Annotated in this window: 12 protein-coding genes; 1 reads left to right on the top strand and 11 read right to left on the bottom strand. The window is 66.2% G+C overall.

Annotated elements, in window-relative coordinates; genetic code table 11:
- The first annotated feature begins 106 nt into the window (after positions 1-106).
- The gene (gene alaS / locus EBN1_RS02780; protein ID WP_011236388.1) at positions 107-2,728 is read left to right on the top strand and encodes an alanine--tRNA ligase; all 2,622 of its coding nucleotides are present in this window, start codon (positions 107-109) and stop codon (positions 2,726-2,728) included.
- A 254-nt stretch (positions 2,729-2,982) separates the two neighbouring features.
- Here the strand turns inward: alaS and EBN1_RS02775 are convergent, their stop codons facing one another.
- The 11 genes from EBN1_RS02775 to EBN1_RS02725 form a co-directional block, all read right to left on the bottom strand.
- Complete coding sequence (locus EBN1_RS02775) at positions 2,983-5,505, bottom strand: molybdopterin-containing oxidoreductase family protein (RefSeq protein WP_011236387.1); 2,523 nt, start codon at positions 5,503-5,505, stop codon at positions 2,983-2,985.
- 93 nt (positions 5,506-5,598) lie between these two features.
- Positions 5,599-6,537 (bottom strand): DmsC/YnfH family molybdoenzyme membrane anchor subunit, encoded by a 939-nt coding sequence (locus EBN1_RS02770; RefSeq protein WP_011236386.1) that lies wholly within the window; start codon positions 6,535-6,537, stop codon positions 5,599-5,601.
- Between the two features lie 4 nt (positions 6,538-6,541).
- Positions 6,542-7,309, bottom strand: coding sequence for a sulfate reduction electron transfer complex DsrMKJOP subunit DsrO (gene dsrO / locus EBN1_RS02765; RefSeq protein WP_011236385.1), 768 nt, complete (start codon positions 7,307-7,309; stop codon positions 6,542-6,544).
- A complete protein-coding gene (locus tag EBN1_RS02760) occupies positions 7,306-7,914 on the bottom strand; it encodes a NapC/NirT family cytochrome c (protein WP_011236384.1) in 609 nt (202 codons plus the stop codon). The genes dsrO and EBN1_RS02760 overlap by 4 nt, the downstream gene beginning before the upstream one ends.
- Positions 7,915-8,120: 206 nt before the next feature.
- The gene (locus EBN1_RS02755; RefSeq protein ID WP_011236383.1) at positions 8,121-9,410 is read right to left on the bottom strand and encodes an ethylbenzene dehydrogenase-related protein; all 1,290 of its coding nucleotides are present in this window, start codon (positions 9,408-9,410) and stop codon (positions 8,121-8,123) included.
- Positions 9,411-9,542: 132 nt separating this feature from the next.
- On the bottom strand, positions 9,543-10,922 hold the full coding sequence (locus tag EBN1_RS02750) for a sigma-54-dependent transcriptional regulator (RefSeq protein WP_011236382.1): 1,380 nt from the start codon (positions 10,920-10,922) through the stop codon (positions 9,543-9,545).
- Positions 10,912-12,690 (bottom strand): ATP-binding protein, encoded by a 1,779-nt coding sequence (locus EBN1_RS02745; RefSeq protein ID WP_041645605.1) that lies wholly within the window; start codon positions 12,688-12,690, stop codon positions 10,912-10,914. Before EBN1_RS02745 ends, EBN1_RS02750 begins: the two co-directional genes overlap by 11 nt.
- A 147-nt stretch (positions 12,691-12,837) precedes the next feature.
- On the bottom strand, positions 12,838-14,250 hold the full coding sequence (locus tag EBN1_RS02740; protein WP_041645604.1) for a phosphomannomutase/phosphoglucomutase: 1,413 nt from the start codon (positions 14,248-14,250) through the stop codon (positions 12,838-12,840).
- Between the two features lie 90 nt (positions 14,251-14,340).
- Positions 14,341-14,772, bottom strand: a complete 432-nt coding sequence (locus EBN1_RS02735; RefSeq protein ID WP_041645601.1) for a YybH family protein — start codon at positions 14,770-14,772, stop codon at positions 14,341-14,343.
- Positions 14,773-14,881: 109 nt separating this feature from the next.
- Complete coding sequence (locus EBN1_RS02730) at positions 14,882-15,082, bottom strand: zinc-finger domain-containing protein (protein ID WP_011236378.1); 201 nt, start codon at positions 15,080-15,082, stop codon at positions 14,882-14,884.
- A gap of 10 nt (positions 15,083-15,092) precedes the next feature.
- Positions 15,093-16,013 carry a branched-chain amino acid transaminase gene (locus EBN1_RS02725; RefSeq protein ID WP_011236377.1) on the bottom strand — a complete coding sequence of 307 codons (921 nt, stop codon included), beginning with the start codon at positions 16,011-16,013 and terminating at the stop codon, positions 15,093-15,095.
- Between the last annotated feature and the right edge of the window lie 81 nt (positions 16,014-16,094).

Here is a 16,094-nt window from a genome sequence, read left to right as displayed (position 1 = left end):
GGGTCGGCCGATTATAGGCGAAGCCTCTCGGCCTCCTTTCATCCGTTAGAATCGCCGTTTTACGAATTCCGCTGTGTCGATCCGATCTGTCCAGGCGAACCTCCCCATGAAAAGCGCTGAAATCCGCGAGAAGTTCCTGAAGTTCTTCGAATCCAAAGGTCATCAGATCGTCGCCTCCAGTTCGCTGGTGCCGCACGACGACCCGACGCTGCTGTTCACGAACGCCGGGATGAACCAGTTCAAGGATGTTTTCCTCGGCTTCGACAAACGGCCGTACTCGCGCGCGACGACGTCGCAGAAATGCGTGCGCGCCGGCGGCAAGCACAACGATCTCGAGAACGTCGGCTACACCGCGCGGCATCACACGTTCTTCGAGATGCTCGGCAACTTCAGCTTCGGCGACTACTTCAAGCACGACGCGATCACGTACGCGTGGGAGCTGCTGACCGAAGAGTTCGGGCTGCCGAAGGACAAGCTGTGGGTCACGGTCTATGCGGACGACGACGAAGCCTACGACATCTGGACGAAGGAAATCGGCGTGCCAGCCGAGCGCGTGATCCGCATCGGCGACAACAAGGGCGCGCGCTACGCGTCCGACAACTTCTGGATGATGGGCGACACGGGGCCCTGCGGCCCGTGCACCGAGATCTTCTACGACCACGGTCCCGAGATCTGGGGTGGGCCGCCGGGATCGCCGGACGAGGACGGCGACCGCTACATAGAAATCTGGAACAACGTCTTCATGCAGTTCAACCGCGATGAGGCCGGCGTGATGCATCCGCTGCCCAGGCCCAGCGTGGACACTGGTATGGGCCTCGAGCGCGTCTCAGCGGTGCTGCAGCACGTGCACAGCAACTACGAGATCGATCTGTTCCAGACCCTGATCCGCGCGGCGGCGCGCGAAACTGGGTGCGCGGACCTCGACAGCCCGAGCCTGAAAGTCATCGCGGACCACATCCGGGCGTGCTCGTTCCTGATCGCCGACGGCGTGATCCCCGGCAATGAAGGGCGTGGCTACGTGCTTCGCCGCATCATCCGGCGCGCGATCCGCCACGGTTACAAGCTCGGCTCGCGTGCCGCGTTCTTCCACCGGCTGGTGCCGGACCTGGTCACCGAGATGGGCCCGGCGTACCCGGAGCTGAAGGCCGGGCAGGCGCGCGTCGCCGACGTGCTGAAGCAGGAAGAGGAGCGCTTCTTCGCGACGATCGAGAACGGCATGGCGATTCTCGAAACCGAACTGGCCGCGATGGCGACGGCCGGCAGCCGGACGTTCAATGGCGAAACCGCGTTCAAGCTGCACGACACGTACGGCTTTCCGCTCGACCTGACGGCCGACGTCTGCCGCGAACGCGACGTCACCGTCGACGCGGCGGCATTCGACGCGGCGATGGCGCGCCAGAAAGAGCAGGCGCGCGCGGCCGGCAAGTTCCGCATGGCGATGAACCTCGAATACGAGGGCCCGGAAACGAAGTTCCATGGCTACGAGCGGCTCGAGGAGCGCGGCACGGTGCTGGCGCTGTACAAGGACGGTGCGCCGGTCGTGGAACTCCAGGAAGGCGACATCGGCGTCGTCGTGCTCGACAACACCCCGTTCTACGCCGAGTCCGGCGGCCAGGTCGGCGACCGCGGTGAGCTGCGCGGCAGCGCCGGGATTTTCGAGGTCGAGGACACGCAGAAGATCCAGGCCGCAGTGTATGGACACCACGGCGTCGTCAAGACCGGGCGGCTCGCGGTCGGGCAGGAACTCGGCGCGCGGGTTGACGGCGAAGCGCGCGCGAGCACGCAGCGCAACCACTCTGTCACGCACCTGATGCACAAGGCGCTGCGCGAAGTGCTCGGCGCGCATGTGCAGCAGAAAGGCTCGCAGGTGGACCCCGACAAGACGCGTTTCGACTTCGCGCACACTGCGCCGTTGTCGCCCGAGGAAATCCGCGAAGTCGAGGATCTCGTCAACGCCGAGATCCTCGCGAACGTCGCGACCGAAGCGCGGGTGATGTCGATCGACGACGCGCAGAAATCCGGCGCGATGATGCTGTTCGGCGAAAAATACGGCGACGAGGTGCGGGTGCTCGCGATCGGCTCGAGCAAGGAACTGTGCGGCGGCACGCATGTGGCGCGCACCGGCGACATCGGGTTGTTCAAGATCGTCTCGGAAGGCGGCGTCGCGGCCGGCGTGCGTCGCATCGAGGCGGTGACCGGCGCGAATGCGCTGCGCTACGCGCAAGAGCAGGAGCGGCGCGTGCAGGGCATCTCGGCGCTGCTGAAAGTGCAGCCCGACGAGGTCGCGGAGCGCATCGCCGGCATCCTCGACAACGTGCGCGCGCTCGAGAAGGAGCTTGCGCGGATGAAGTCGCGGCTCGCCGCGAGCCAGGGCGACGAGCTCGTCGCGCAGGCGGTCGAGGTGCGGGGCGCAAAAGTGCTCGCCGCGATGCTCGAAGGAGCCGACGTCGCGACGCTGCGCGAGACGCTCGACAAGCTCAAGGACAAGCTCAAGTCGGCAGTGATCGTGCTCGCGGCGGTCGCCGACGGGCGCGTGAGCCTGATCGCCGGGGTCACGTCCGATCTGACCGCAAAGCTGAAGGCCGGCGAGCTCGTGAACATGGTCGCGCAGCAGGTCGGCGGCAAGGGCGGCGGCCGCCCGGACATGGCGCAGGCCGGCGGCACCGACCCGGCGCATCTGCCGGCAGCGCTCGCGTCGGTCAAAGCCTGGGCCGAAGCTCGCCTCTGATCGCCCCCAAGGGTTGCCGCTATGCGGCGGCCCGCCCCCCAGGGTCAGGGGAACTTGGGGCGGCCCGGCAAACCTTCGCGTCCGCGAAAAACGTCATAAGGCCGGAGAATCCCCGCGCAGCGCGGCGGGCTGTTCGCGCTATCGCAGCATGCCCGACAGTGTTCGCAGTGCCCACGCCTTGCCCGTTTTGCGTGTGCGCGTGACCGAAGCGAAGGAGACGCCGCGGCGCATCTCGGCAATCCTTGTGCTGTCCGTCAAGCACTCGCCTTGGTGACCGTGACGACCGTGTCCATCCATCTCTGCTGTCCGGACACCGGCTCGGCGCTTTTCGGAATGATGTCGTTGGCGTTGCTCCCGGCGCTCTTCCACCAACGCTGTCCGTCGAGCTTGACATCGTCCACCCCTGTCGGCGTGCGCTTGCCCGACGCAAAGCGGCCGTATTCGCGATGGCCGCCATGCGCCGGCAGGGCGACCACGCCCGGCGCGATGGAGTGGGTGACACGGGCGGTGACGACAATGTCGCCGAGCGCCGATCCGATGCGGATGCGATCGCCGTCACGGATGTCACGGACGGCGGCGGTCGCCGGATTGAGCCAGGCAGCAGTGTCGTGCTGGATCTCGTCGAGCCAGCGGGCGTTCTGACTGCGCCCCTGGGCGTGGACGTTGACCTTGAAGGTGACCAACACCAGCTTGTCGTCGCCCAATTCCTGATGCTCCGGAATGGCGCTCCAGACAGGTAGCGGCGGCAGCCCCTTGGCTGCCAGTACGGTCGAATAGAGCTCGAACAGGCCGGACTTGTTGACGCCGTAGGGGCGAAAGCCCGCCACTGCCGCGCCGCCGAGCTTCTGCGCGGCGTAGCCGCGCCACGCGCCGGCGGTACCCGAATAGCCGTTGCTTCGCGCCTCTGCTTCGCTCGCCGCGCCTGCCAGCCGCCAGTTCCAGTACACGCCGCTGGCGTCGTCCAGCAGCACCGCGGGCTGGCCGAGTTCCTCTTCGGCCACAGGGACGAGGTAGGCGCCGAAAGCGGGAGTGGCGCTCTTGTCGCTCCACACGCCAGCCTTCTTCATGCCGGCCAGGCCCCGGGCCTTGGTCTTGACATCGGGAGTCTGCCTGCATGCTTCTTCGACGAATTTGGCGCCGGAGCGCACCGGCAGGCTGATCCCCATCATTGCCGCCAGTTCGCACAGCACGTCCTTGACGTCCCGCGCCTCCCCCATGGGCTCGATGGCGGGCTGGCGGATCGCGAACTCCGCGATCTGGTTCGCCGACACGCCCTCTTCGATGTCCCAGCTTTCGAGGAAGGTGGTATCCGGCAGGATGAGGTCGGCCAGCGCCGCGGTCTCGTCGTAGAAGGGCGTGACCGCCACGGTGTGGGGCAAGGCCTTTTCATCCTTGAGCAGCGCGACGGTCTCCGCCGTATTGCCGTTGGCATAGGCCGGATTGTGCCCGATCCACATCAGCACGGCCGGGCCGGCCTGGTCCTTGGCGGCACCGAGGGCCAGATGGCCGACGCCGTCGAAGGGCAACACGGCAGCGCCGGCGGGTCCGTCGAGCGCGGCCAGCCGCCTGGGCAGCGTCTCAGGATCGACGCGCGGCGTTACCCAGCGGGGCATCACGCCCTGGGCTCGGCTGCCGGCCACGTCCACATTTCCGGTCAGGGCCGCCAACATCTGCAGGGCGCGTTCAGCATCGACCCCGTTGTGATGGGCCGAGGCGCCGCGCTGACTGATCACGCACGCCGGCCGGGTGGAGGCAAAGGCGACTGCAGTCGCTTCGATGCGGGCGGCCGGGACGCCGCTGATACCCTCCGCCCACTCGGGGGTGAAGTCAGCGAGGTGCGCCTTGAGCGCGGCCACCTTGTCGGCGACCGACGCATCGACCTGCGGCGTCACCCGGCAATATTCGAGGAAGCGTTCGCCTTCGCCGCGGTAGAGATCCTTTTCCATCACGACATGGCACATCGCCAGCGCCACGGCCAGATCGGTGCCGGGCCGGATGGGCAGCCATTCATCGGAGCGGGCCGCGGTATTCGACAGGCGCACGTCGAAGGTCACCATCTTGACGCGGTTGTCCACCGCGTTGTCGGAGAACCGTCGGGCCAACGCGACGTAATTGGTGTGCGCCTCGAGGAGGTTGCTGCCGAAGTTCAGGATGTAGCGCGCGTTTTCCAGATCCCAATGGTCGGGGGCGCCACCCCAGGTCAGACGGTGCGCCGCCAGCCGCGCGCGGCGACCCAAGGATTCGGGCCCGGCCAGGGAGGCGGAGCCGTAGGCCGGCATGAACACCTCTTCGAGCAGGCGCCGGGTGCCGGCCGACAGCCAGCCGTGCTGCACCACGAAGCGCTCCGGCACACCCTCATCGCGCAGGCTCTTGAGCAGCCCGGCCAGTTCGCCCATCGCCACGTCCCAGCTGACGCGCTGCCACTGGCCCGAGCCCCGCGGACCGCTGCGCTTCATCGGATAGAGGATGCGATCGGGATCGTAGACCTGTTCGACCGCCGCTTGGCCGCGGGCGCACAGGCGGCCGCCGGTGCGGATCGACTGCGGGTTGCCACCCATCTTGGCGAGGCGACCGTCGTCGGTGTAGGCGATGGCTGGGCAGCGGCTGACACACAGCGTGCACACGGTGGGCACGCCCTTGTACTGGACACCGCTCCAGGCCGAGTAGGCAGCGCCTCCCGGCTTGAGTTCGGCGTCGTGGGCGTGGACCCCCGGCGCGGCGGCGAGCGACGCGGCCAGGCCGGCGCCAGCACGGAAGAAGTTTCTACGGCTGATCATGACTTACCCCTCATATAGGCGAGCCCCCCGTCGCTCCGCGCCCACCCCCCGCGGGGGCGAGCATCTGTCTTGGGGCGGCCCGGCGACAGCTGCTCAGAGTCCGACCGGGCCGGTGATCTGACCGGCGACGACGACGATGTAGCGCAGCGAGAAACCGCCGACGAGGATCGCCACCGGCAAGGCCACATCGAATGCGCGATGGGAGCGGAATTCCTGGCTGTACAGCAGCCGCGGCATGACGAGCTTCAGTTCCACGAGCAGCGGCAGGACGATGCCCAGCGCCACCACGATGCCCCAGAATGCCGTGGCGAGCGGGCCGCCGGAGAGGATGACTTTCACCGCCTCCTTGGTGCTGCCGATGGTCAGGTGGGCGAACATGATGAACAGGAAGATGATGATCAGTTCGCCGGCGAGCAGGACGGCATCCGAAGCGGTCAGCAGGTAGGAGGTGTTCTCGAAATCGCGTTCCACCTCGTGATCGTCGCTGCGCCGGCGCGCCAAGGTCATCGTCAGCACGATCGCCGCCACCCCGGCCGACAGCGCCGACAGCAGGAACAGGAAGGCGATGATGGGTGAATTCCAGAACGGCCGCGACGGCATGGCGCCGATCATCACCCCGGTATAGACCGCCACGCCGATTCCGATGGGCACGCAGATCCAGGCGAGCGCGATCTTGGCCGTTCGCGCCCAGCGCCAGCGTTCGGGGGTGAGAAAGGTCGCGGCATAGAGTGTGCTCAGCACCATGAACAGGCCGAGCAGCCACGAGCCGATCGACATCGGCGACAGGTTGATCACCTTGAACAGATTGAACGCGCGAAACGGCGCACCGAGCTCGAACACGATCAGCGCGGTGCCGAGGATCACCGGCAAGGGGCCGATGAGCGCCCCGTAGCGGGCCACCGCCTCCCGCGACGGGCCGAAACCGCCGCCGCGCAACAACACCGACGCCGATACCACCACCGCGCCGGCTCCCGCGCCCGCCATGAAGAGATAGGCGATGACGGGCAAACCCCAGGTCAGTTCCGCTTCCATGGCCTCATCTCCTCTTGAGCTGCGGGCGGTGGGTCGTGACGCGGACATAGCGCACCTCCGGGCGACGGGCGTCGCTCTCGTCGGAGTGGTCCGCGCCGATGTAATACACGTTGGGCATGGTTCCCATCTCCCGCCGCAACACGGTGACGGGATTTTTCGCGATCAGCCGGGAGATCGTGCTGTCAGGGTCACTCACTTCGCCGAAGATGCGCGCGCCGCCGATGCAGGTCTCGACGCAGGCCGGTACCAGCCCGTTGGTCACGCGGCCGATACAGAAATCGCACTTGTCGGCAAAGCCGGTATGAGGATTGAGAAAGCGCGCGTCGTAAGGGCAGGCCTGGATGCAGTACTTGCAGCCGATGCAGACCCCGGAGTCGACGACCACCACGCCATCCTCCGGGCGCTTGTAAGTGGCGCCCGTCGGGCACACGCTAACGCACTGCGGGACCGAGCAGTGGTTGCACAGCCGCGGCAGGAAACTGCGGGCGACGTTCGGATATTCGCCCTTCTCCACGTACTCGACCCAGCTGCGGTTCACCCCGGCCGGCACGTCGTGCTCGCTCTTGCAGGCGACGGTGCAGGAATGGCAACCGATGCAGCGACGCACATCGATCAGCATGCCGTACTGGATGGCCTTTCCTTCGCTGGCCGCGCCCCGGTCCTCGGGCTTGGCCCTGGCCGTCAAAGCCACCGCGGTCGCTGTCGCGCCTGCGGCCAGGGCCGTGACGAACTTGCGGCGTCCGTTAGGTTGGTCGTCGTGTGCGTCGCTCATTTTTCGCTCCTCGCCTCGGGCGCGTCCGCCTCGCCGCCGGCCGCGGCGCTCTTCTTCAGATCGACGCTGCGGTGGACCAGGTTGTAGTGACACTCGATACAGGTTTTCTTCTCGTCGAGCGCAAGTTGGTGGGCGTTGATGCCGCGCTCGCGCTTGGGCTTGATCTCGCTTTCGACATGGCAGTTGCGACAGGTACTGCTGTCCGACTCATGCAACCGGTCGCGCACCCGATAGGCGGTCTTGGCGCGCATCGTGACGTACTCGCCCTTGCGCTCGCCGTCGATGTCCCGGAAGTGGCCGAAGAGATCGGTCAGGCTGACGAAATGAAACCAGGCGTTGGCGGAGTTGAGGAATCCCGCGGGCAGGTGGCAATCGACACAGGCGGCCTGCCCGCCCTCCGGCGTCGCGGGGTGCGGTTTGGTCGCCGACAAGCGTGCCGTCGAGGCGAATTCCCACGGCAGATGGCACGCGGTGCAGACCGCATCGACCGCCACGACCTTGCGCGTCACGGTTTCGAATGCCAAGCACCAGCCCAGCACCGCCACCACGGCGATCGCGCCTGCAATCTTCAGGTTGCGGGGCGTCATGTATTTCGAAAGCTGCACGGTAGATCTCCCCGTCGTGTGTGCCCCATCGCTATGCTCTGGAGGGCTGGCCTTGCGCAGCCAGCCCGTTCGGCTGGCACGGAGCGGTGCTCCGGGAACCCCCGCCTCGCCCCGGCGGAGGCGAGTAACCGTCTTGGGGTGGCCGCGACGGTTACTCAGGGCCACGGAATGCGCCCGACCGCGTCGGACGGTCGGGCGCGCTCGGGTTACGGAAGCTTGACGGCCTGGATGTCGGCCTTGGTGCCGATGCCGACGGTCCTGACGAAGGAGACCTGGTGGCCACGCGTCGTGATGTTGTCGTCATGGACGGCAAAGCCGACGTTGTACACCTTGCCCTCGGCGAAGGCCTTGTCGTCGTCGTTGGCGAGGTTCAACGGCCGCACCAGCACCACCGTCCACACGCCGTTGTTCCAGCTCCCGCTGGCCTTGTTGTCGGCGCCCGAACCGGCGGCTTCGGCTGCGCTCAGCACATAGCGCGGCAGCAGGTCACCCTCTTTCCAGCCCGCGTTCGGATCGAAGGGAACGGCATTCGCCCCCTTGATCAGGAAGTGGTCCTTCTTGCCGAGGTCGGCCACGGCCACTGCCCGGGCACCGAACTTTGCTGTGTCGAACATGAACTTGGGTTGCTTCGTGGTGCCGTCCATGTTGGAGGCGAACGCGTTCTTGCCGGCGTCGAAGTTGCGGTATTCGAGCACGTAGCCGTCGTCGGCCATGCTGACCGGATTGGTGCGGTGGGCACGCCACTGGATGAGATCGACGAAGCCGCCCGCGGTCTTGATCCTGGCGATTTCGTCGGGCGACTTGCCGGTCGTCCAATCCTGCGGATCGCTGCGGCTGGCCGGCAGATACTTGCGCACGTCGGTCTTCTTGATCGCCTTCAGGAGACCGTTGTCCGCCGCTTCTTCCTTGGTGGCGGCATTCAGGTCGCGCTCGCCTTCGTGGCAGCTCAGCCAGCAACCCTGCTGGGCGAACATCGGCACCTTGCCGTCGTCCACCATCATCGACAGGCGGTCTTCATAGATGGCCGGCTGCTGGCCGTCCTGAACGGCTTGGTCGAGGCGCGGTCCGCCGTGAACCTTCCATGCCTTGCCGTCGAAGCGGTAGTAGGGATATTCGATGCCGGCCTTGCCGTTGGTCTTCCACTGGTAGCGGAAGTACGCGTTCTTGGCGTCGTAGGCGGCTTGGACGGAGAGCTCCAGGAAACCGTTCTTGCCCTTGACCGGCATCGGCTCGAGATCGCCGCCCTTGACCAGTTTCTCGCCCAGGGCCTTCTCTTCGTTCTTGTGACAGGAGATACAGGCCTGACCCTCGATGGTTTCCTTTTGCGCCTTCTTGTGATCGGCGCTGCGCAGCCACTCATATGAGGACTGGCCGGGATAGAACAGCGGCACCTTGACCGCGGGAATCTTGGACCAGTCGATGGTGGCGGGATCGGCAGCGGAAGCAGCACCGGCAACCAGCACGGCACAGCTGAGAATCAACGCACTCTTGTTCATGAAGTTCTCCCTCGACGGAATGTAGTATCGAGAGAACAGCAAGCCTCATGCCAAAGTGCAATGCCTTGTTGTTCAAAGGTTTGATGGCTTTACATCGGCAGGTGCCGTGTCATTGGAATAAGTCAGCTGTCGTTATTCAGTGACATAGCCCCAGCGCTTCATGCGCACATACAGATTCTGCCGCGGGATACCGCTCAGGCGAGCCGCTTCGGACATGTTGCCGCCCGCCGAATCGAACAGGCTGCGCAGATAATCGCGCTCGAACTCGGCGCGAGCGTCCTGGTAGCCCAGCGGTATCGCTTTACCGGAAGCGGTGCAGTTGGACGCGCGGCGGTCGCCCCCTTGGTCGCAGCCCGGGCAAAGGTGCAGGAAGTCGATCGGCCCGCCGGGATGCAGTGCGACGAGACGCTCGACGCAATGCTGCAGTTGGCGCACGTTGCCCCGCCAGCTGCAGGTTTCCATCGCCCGCACCGCCGCCGGCGAAAAGGGGCCGCACTGCTTGCCGAACTTGGCGTTGAAATGATCGAGAAAATGGACGGCGAGGCGAATGACGTCGCCGTCGCGCTCGCGCAGCGGAGGCAGCCGTACCGGTATCACGTTGATGCGGAAATACAGGTCCTCGCGGAAGCGGCCGGCCTTGACTTCGGCGGCGAGGGGGCGGTTGGTGGCACAGATGAGGCGAAAATCGGTGGGGCGCGGCTGGGTGCTGCCGATGCGGGTGAAGGTGTGGTCCTGCAGCACGCGCAACAGGCTGCTCTGCAGCTTGGGGCTCATGTCGGCAATCTCGTCGAGAAACAGGTTGCCGCCATGGGCCTTCTCGAAGTAGCCGGTGGTGGCCTGGGTGGCGCCGGTGAAGGCCCCTTTCTCGTAGCCGAAGAGCAGGCTCTCCAGCAAGGTCTCCGGCAGCCCGCCGCAATTGAGCTCGAGAAACGGTCGTGCGCTTCGACCGCTCCAGGCATGCATGAGCTTGGCGATGACGTCCTTGCCGGTTCCGCTTTCTCCCTCCAGCAAGACCGTGGTGTCGAGCCCCGCCACCTGGCGGACTTGAGCGAGCAGCCGCTCCATCGCCGGCGACCCGCCGACAATCACCGGAGCGCCGGCTTCCGCCGCCAGGCGAGTCCGCAGGACGTCGATCTCGCGGTAGGCGCCGTCCATCTCGAGGGCCTTGCCGATCACCGCCTCGAGGGCTTCGAGATCCTCGAAGGGCTTGGTCAGGTAGTCGAACAGACCCTCGCGTACCGCCGCCACCGCGTCGCGCACGTCGGCGAAGCCGGTGATGAGGATCGCGACCATCTTCGGCCGCTGCGCGCGGAACTCCCGCAGCAGCTCGAGGCCGTTGTCCGCAGGCAGGCACTGGTCCATCAACACCAGGTTGAAGTCCTCCGCGGCGAATCGACGGCGCGCCTCGGCACCGTCGGCGGCCACGTGCACTTCCGCCGACTTGTCCAGCAGGCGCCTGATGAGCGTGCGCGTGTAGTGGTCGTCATCGACCACGAGGAGTTTAGGCAACATCACTGGCACTCTCCACCTCGGGTTCGTGCAGCCAGAGCGCAAAACGCGTGCCACCACCCTCCCGTGCGCTGACGGTCACCTGTCCCTCATGCATCAAGGCCACGTGCTGCACCACCGGCAAACCGAGGCCCGTGCCTTCGGCACGCGTCGTGAAGAAGGGCTCGAAGACCTTGTCAATGAGCTCGCGAGCGATACCCGTGCCCCGGTCGCTGACCGACAAGGACCAGCCCGGCGCCCCGCTGGCCGTGTTGGTCTCGCGTTCGAGCGCAATGGTGATGGCGGCATCATTGGCGGTGGCCTGCGCGGCATTGAGCAGGAGGTTGAACAACGCGTGACGGATCAGGATCGGGTCGACCCGCAGCACCACCGACTGATCGGGAAGCTCGATGTCGACCGGCATGCGGTGACTTCCCGTCTGGCGGAAGAGCAGGACCGTCTCCTCGATGAGCGGCGCCATCGGGACGCGCTTGCTTTCGAACGATGAGACTTTGGAAAACTCCAGCATGCGGCGGACGAGAGTCCGGCAATCTTCCCCGGCGCGGCGAATCTCGCCCAGCAGTTCGCGCGTACGCTCCGGGTCTTCCACTTCGCGCGTGGCCAGCTGGGCCATGTTCACCACACCGACGAGCGGATTGTTCAATTGGTGGGCAACGCCCCCCACCATCGTCCCCAGGGCCGAAAGCTTCTCGATCTGGAGCATGCGCTGATGCTCGCTGCCGATGCGCAGCAACTGGCGCTCCAGATCGTGTTGCCGCCGGTAGTCGCGCTCGACTCGTTCGAGCGAATAATAGAACAGGCCGAGGACGCCGGCGGCCGCCAGCAGGCAAAGCAGGGTGACCAACGCCATCGACGAGCGGAAGGTCGATTGCAGCTCGGTGATGTCGCGCACCACGAGCACGTCGCCAATGCGCCTTCCGCCGGCATCCTCGAGGGGCAGCATGGCCAGGTGCAGCGCACGGCCGCCGTCTTCGATCTCCGCCTGCCGCCCGGAGCGCAGGTCGTCGGCGAGTGCCGCTGTCAACGCCTGCGGAACCTGGTCGACGGTTTGCGCAATGGGCACGTGACTGCCAAACCGCTCCCAGTCTCCGCTCCGGTCCATCAGCGTGAGGCCACGCGCCCACTGCGCCGGCAGCAGGTAGCGCTTGTCGACCAGCACGAGCAGGTCCACCGACAGGCTGGCGCGTATCTCGCCGAGCAGATGCTCGATTTCCTGCCCGATCTCGAGATAGCCGAGGACGCGCTCGCCTTGTCGCCACGGCATGACCAGCCTCAGCGTGAGCGTGCCCATCGGACCGAGTTCGAGCCCCCTCACCGTCTGCTCTCGGTCACGGGCCATCAGCATCGTGGCGCGGTGGATCTCGTCGCCGAATTCGTTGGGACTATGCAGGCGGAGCAGGGTCACGAGGTCGTGGCCGATGAAATACAAATGGGTGATCAGATGGTCGGCGCGCAGAACCTGGAACAAGGATCCTGCTTCCTGCGTCAACGCATTGCGGTCCCGAGCGGTGAAGGCGGATTCGACGACACGGTTGCCCATCATCGCGCGCAGCACCGCGCGCATCAGGCTTGCCTCCTTGTCCAGCTTCTGGGCGAGCAGCTTGGCGACCGCCTCCGATCGCTCGGCCAGATCCCGGTCGAGGATGCGTACCTTGACCATGTAGGTGGAGACGAGGAACACGCCCATGATGAAGGTGAGCACGATCGCGAATGGGCCGATGAAGGCCGCTTTGAGGCGCCGGGGTTGCTTGCGGTCGGACGTGGATTTCATGCCGAAGTGTGCCCCGGTGTGGGGCGGACAGCAATCGATGGAGCATGACGAACAGGAAAATCAGCGGCACCTCCGGGCGTGCCTCCGGCCACCAGGCCCACTCCGGGGAGTGGGCCTTTTGCGCGGTAAGACGATCGGCCGGGCCGCTCAGAACGGCAGCTGCACGCCCGGCCAGACGCCTTCGATCGCGCGCCTGAAATCCGCCTGGATGCGCTCGATCGCTTGCTGCGAGTCGGCTTCGAAGCGCAGCACGACGACCGGTGTCGTGTTCGACGGCCGCGCGAGGCCGAAGCCGTCGGTGTATTCGACACGCACGCCGTCGATCGTGATCACCTCGGTGGCGCCGCCGAAGCGCGCGGACTCCTTCAGCCGGCGCACGAGCTCGAACGGCTCGCCTTCGGCCATCTTGATATTGAGCTCGGGCGTGCTCACCGCATCGGGCAGCGCGTCGAGCACCGCGCTGGGATCGGCTGCGCGCGACAGGATCTCGAGCAGGCGTGCGCCGGCGTACAGGCCGTCGTCGAAGCCGAACCAGCGCTCCTTGAAGAACACGTGGCCGCTCATCTCGCCGGCGAGCGGCGCGCCGGTTTCCCTGAGCTTCGCCTTCACGAGCGCGTGGCCGGTGTTCCACATCGTCGGCTTGCCGCCGTGCTTGCGGATCCAGCCGGCGAGGTTGCGCGTGCATTTGACGTCGTAGATGATCTCGCCGCCCGGCACGCGCGACAGCACGTCGGCGGCAAACAGCATCAGCTGGCGGTCGGGGTAGATGATCTGGCCGGCTTTCGTGACGATGCCGAGGCGGTCGCCGTCGCCGTCGAACGCGAGGCCCAGTTCGGCGTCCGTGTCGCGCAGCGCGCGGATGACGTCCTGCAGGTTCTCGGGCTTGGACGGATCGGGATGGTGGTTCGGGAACGTGCCGTCGACGTCGCAGAAGAGCTCGACGAGTTCGCAGCCGAGGCGGCGGAAGAGCTGCGGGGCGACTGCGCCGGCGACGCCGTTGCCGCAGTCGATGACGATCTTCATCGGCCGGGCGAGTTTCACGTCGGCGGTGACGCGGTCGAGATAGGCGTCGATGACCGGGGCTTCGCGCAGTTCGCCTGCGCCGTGGGTGAGGTCGTTGGCGACGATGCGCCGGCGCAGGTCCTGGATCAGTTCGCCGTGGAGGGTCTCGCCGCCGAGCACCATCTTCAGGCCGTTGTAGTCGGGCGGATTGTGGCTGCCGGTGACGCTGACGCAGGAATCGGTGCCGAGATGATAGGCGGCGAAGTACGTCAGCGGCGTCGGCACGCAGCCGATGTCGATGACATCGACGCCGGCAGCGCGGATGCCGTCGGCGAGCGCGCCCGCCAGCTCGGGGCCCGACAGGCGCCCGTCACGGCCGATCGCGATCGCGCGCTGCGAGCGTTTGCGCGCCTCGGAACCCAGTGCATGCCCGATCGCGCCGACGGCCTCGGCGGTGAGCGTCTTGTCGACGATGCCGCGGATGTCGTAGGCCTTGAAGATCTCGGCAGCGGGCGGAGCGTAGGAGGAGGGCGTCGCGGAGTTCGGAGTAGGAGTCATGGCGCAGGCCGGTCGAAGGTGGGGGTGAATGACGGGCGGCATTATCGCAGACCTGCCAGCGGGCGCCCTGTCCGGGCTGTTACAGCCCGTTCAGTGCATGACGTGCGATGTGCCGTGAGCCGGCGCGTGCGGGTTTTCCGGCGCCGGGGACGCGTGGTGCATGACGAGGCGCCAGCCGAGCGCTCCGCGCGTATAAACGTTGGTCGCGATCATCGGCGGCGGCAGCCGGTCCTCGCCTTCGACCGTGACGTGTTCGATCACGTTGTGGATCGTCAGCAGCATGTTCTGGCACACCACGTGGTGGGACGTGCGCACCTGCAGCCGCGTGCCGCTGGCGAACAGTTGCCGCCACGACTCGCGCACCGCGGCGAGCCCGACCAGGCGCGGCGTGTCCGGGTGCACGCAGACGACTTCGTCGTCTTCCGACCAGACCGTCATCATTGCATCGAGATCCGAGCGCGCCAGCGCATCGTAGAACGCCGCTTCCGCTTCGGCGACCGAAGTGTAGATGGGTTTGCTCACAATGGTTCAATCCACGCCCGCAACCGGGCGAAACTGCGCGGAAGCATCTTCGCCCCCCATTGATGATGGAACGGACCGCCGGGAAGAGGCCGGCGCGCGGCGAGGCCGTTCAGTGGTGGCCTTTCGGATGTTCGCCGGTGAACACGTACTTCGCGCTGCAGTACGGGCACACCGCTTCGCCTTCCTTCAGCACGTCGAGAAATACCCGCGGGTGTCGCGCCCACAGCGGGGCGTCGGGGCGTGGGCAGGCGAGCGGCAGGTCGGCTGCGGTGACGGCGATCGATGGGATCTTGTCGCGAGTTTCAACCATGGAGGAATCCTCAGACGTGGGTGAGCCAGCGCTCGTATTCGGGTGCGCGGCCATTGACGATATCGAAGAAACGGGCCTGGATCTTCGCGGTGATCGGGCCGCGACGGCCTTCGCCGATCGTGCGGTTGTCGAGCTCGCGGATCGGGGTCACTTCGGCAGCCGTGCCAGTGAAGAAGGCTTCGTCGGCGATGTAGATGTCGTCACGCGTCATGCGGCGCGACTCGACCGTGTAGCCGAATTCGTGCGCGACCTGGATCACCGAGTCGCGCGTGATGCCCGTCAGCGCCGATGCAATCTCGGGTTCGTAGATCTTGCCGTCCTTGATGACGAAGAGGTTCTCGCCCGAGCCTTCGGCGACGAAGCCCTGGGTGTCGAGCAGCAGCGCCTCGTCGTAGCCGTCTTCGGTCGCTTCGAGGTTCGCGAGGATCGAGTTCGCATAGCTGCCGGACATCTTCGCGCGCGGCATCGTGACGTTGACGTGGTGGCGGGAGTAGGACGACGTCTTGATGCGGATGCCTTTCTCGAGGCCTTCCTCGCCGAGGTATGCGCCCCACGGCCACGCGGCGATGGCGACGTGCACGGTCGCGCCGCGCGTCGAGATGCCCATTTTTTCCGAACCGTAGAATGCGAGCGGGCGGAGGTAGCAGGATTCCAGCTTGTTGGCGCGCACGACTTCCTTCTGCGCTTCCATCAGCTCTTCCTTCGAGAACGGGATCTCCATCCGGTAGATCTTGCCCGAGTTGATCAGGCGCTGCGTGTGCTCGGCGAGGCGGAAGATCGCAGTGCCCTTGGCGGTGTTGTACGCGCGCACGCCCTCGAAGACGGCCAGGCCGTAATGCAGGGAGTGGGTCAGGACGTGAGTCGTGGCTTCACGCCACGGCACGAGTTTGCCGTCCTGCCAGATGAAACCGTCGCGGTCAGCCATGGACATGGTGCGTGTTCTCCAGCGAAAAATCAGGTTGATGTAGGCATCCGCGGCGAAGCGGAGCAAGCGGGCGATTCTAGCGCAAAG

Source organism: Aromatoleum aromaticum EbN1, from assembly GCF_000025965.1.
Classification (GTDB): domain Bacteria; phylum Pseudomonadota; class Gammaproteobacteria; order Burkholderiales; family Rhodocyclaceae; genus Aromatoleum; species Aromatoleum aromaticum.
Note: the sequence above shows the minus strand (reverse complement) of the source record. Positions and strands in the feature narration are given on the sequence as shown.

Bases quoted from the DNA above. Each gene is read 5' to 3' on its own strand.
- alaS (WP_011236388.1), top strand. From the start codon at position 107: ATGAAAAGCGCTGAAATCCGCGAGAAGTTCCTGAAGTTCTTCGAATCC.
- EBN1_RS02775 (WP_011236387.1), bottom strand. From the start codon at position 5,505: ATGATCAGCCGTAGAAACTTCTTCCGTGCTGGCGCCGGCCTGGCCGCG.
- EBN1_RS02770 (WP_011236386.1), bottom strand. From the start codon at position 6,537: ATGGAAGCGGAACTGACCTGGGGTTTGCCCGTCATCGCCTATCTCTTC.
- dsrO (WP_011236385.1), bottom strand. From the start codon at position 7,309: ATGAGCGACGCACACGACGACCAACCTAACGGACGCCGCAAGTTCGTC.
- EBN1_RS02755 (WP_011236383.1), bottom strand. From the start codon at position 9,410: ATGAACAAGAGTGCGTTGATTCTCAGCTGTGCCGTGCTGGTTGCCGGT.
- EBN1_RS02750 (WP_011236382.1), bottom strand. From the start codon at position 10,922: ATGTTGCCTAAACTCCTCGTGGTCGATGACGACCACTACACGCGCACG.
- EBN1_RS02745 (WP_041645605.1), bottom strand. From the start codon at position 12,690: ATGAAATCCACGTCCGACCGCAAGCAACCCCGGCGCCTCAAAGCGGCC.
- EBN1_RS02740 (WP_041645604.1), bottom strand. From the start codon at position 14,250: ATGACTCCTACTCCGAACTCCGCGACGCCCTCCTCCTACGCTCCGCCC.
- EBN1_RS02730 (WP_011236378.1), bottom strand. From the start codon at position 15,082: ATGGTTGAAACTCGCGACAAGATCCCATCGATCGCCGTCACCGCAGCC.
- EBN1_RS02725 (WP_011236377.1), bottom strand. From the start codon at position 16,013: ATGTCCATGGCTGACCGCGACGGTTTCATCTGGCAGGACGGCAAACTC.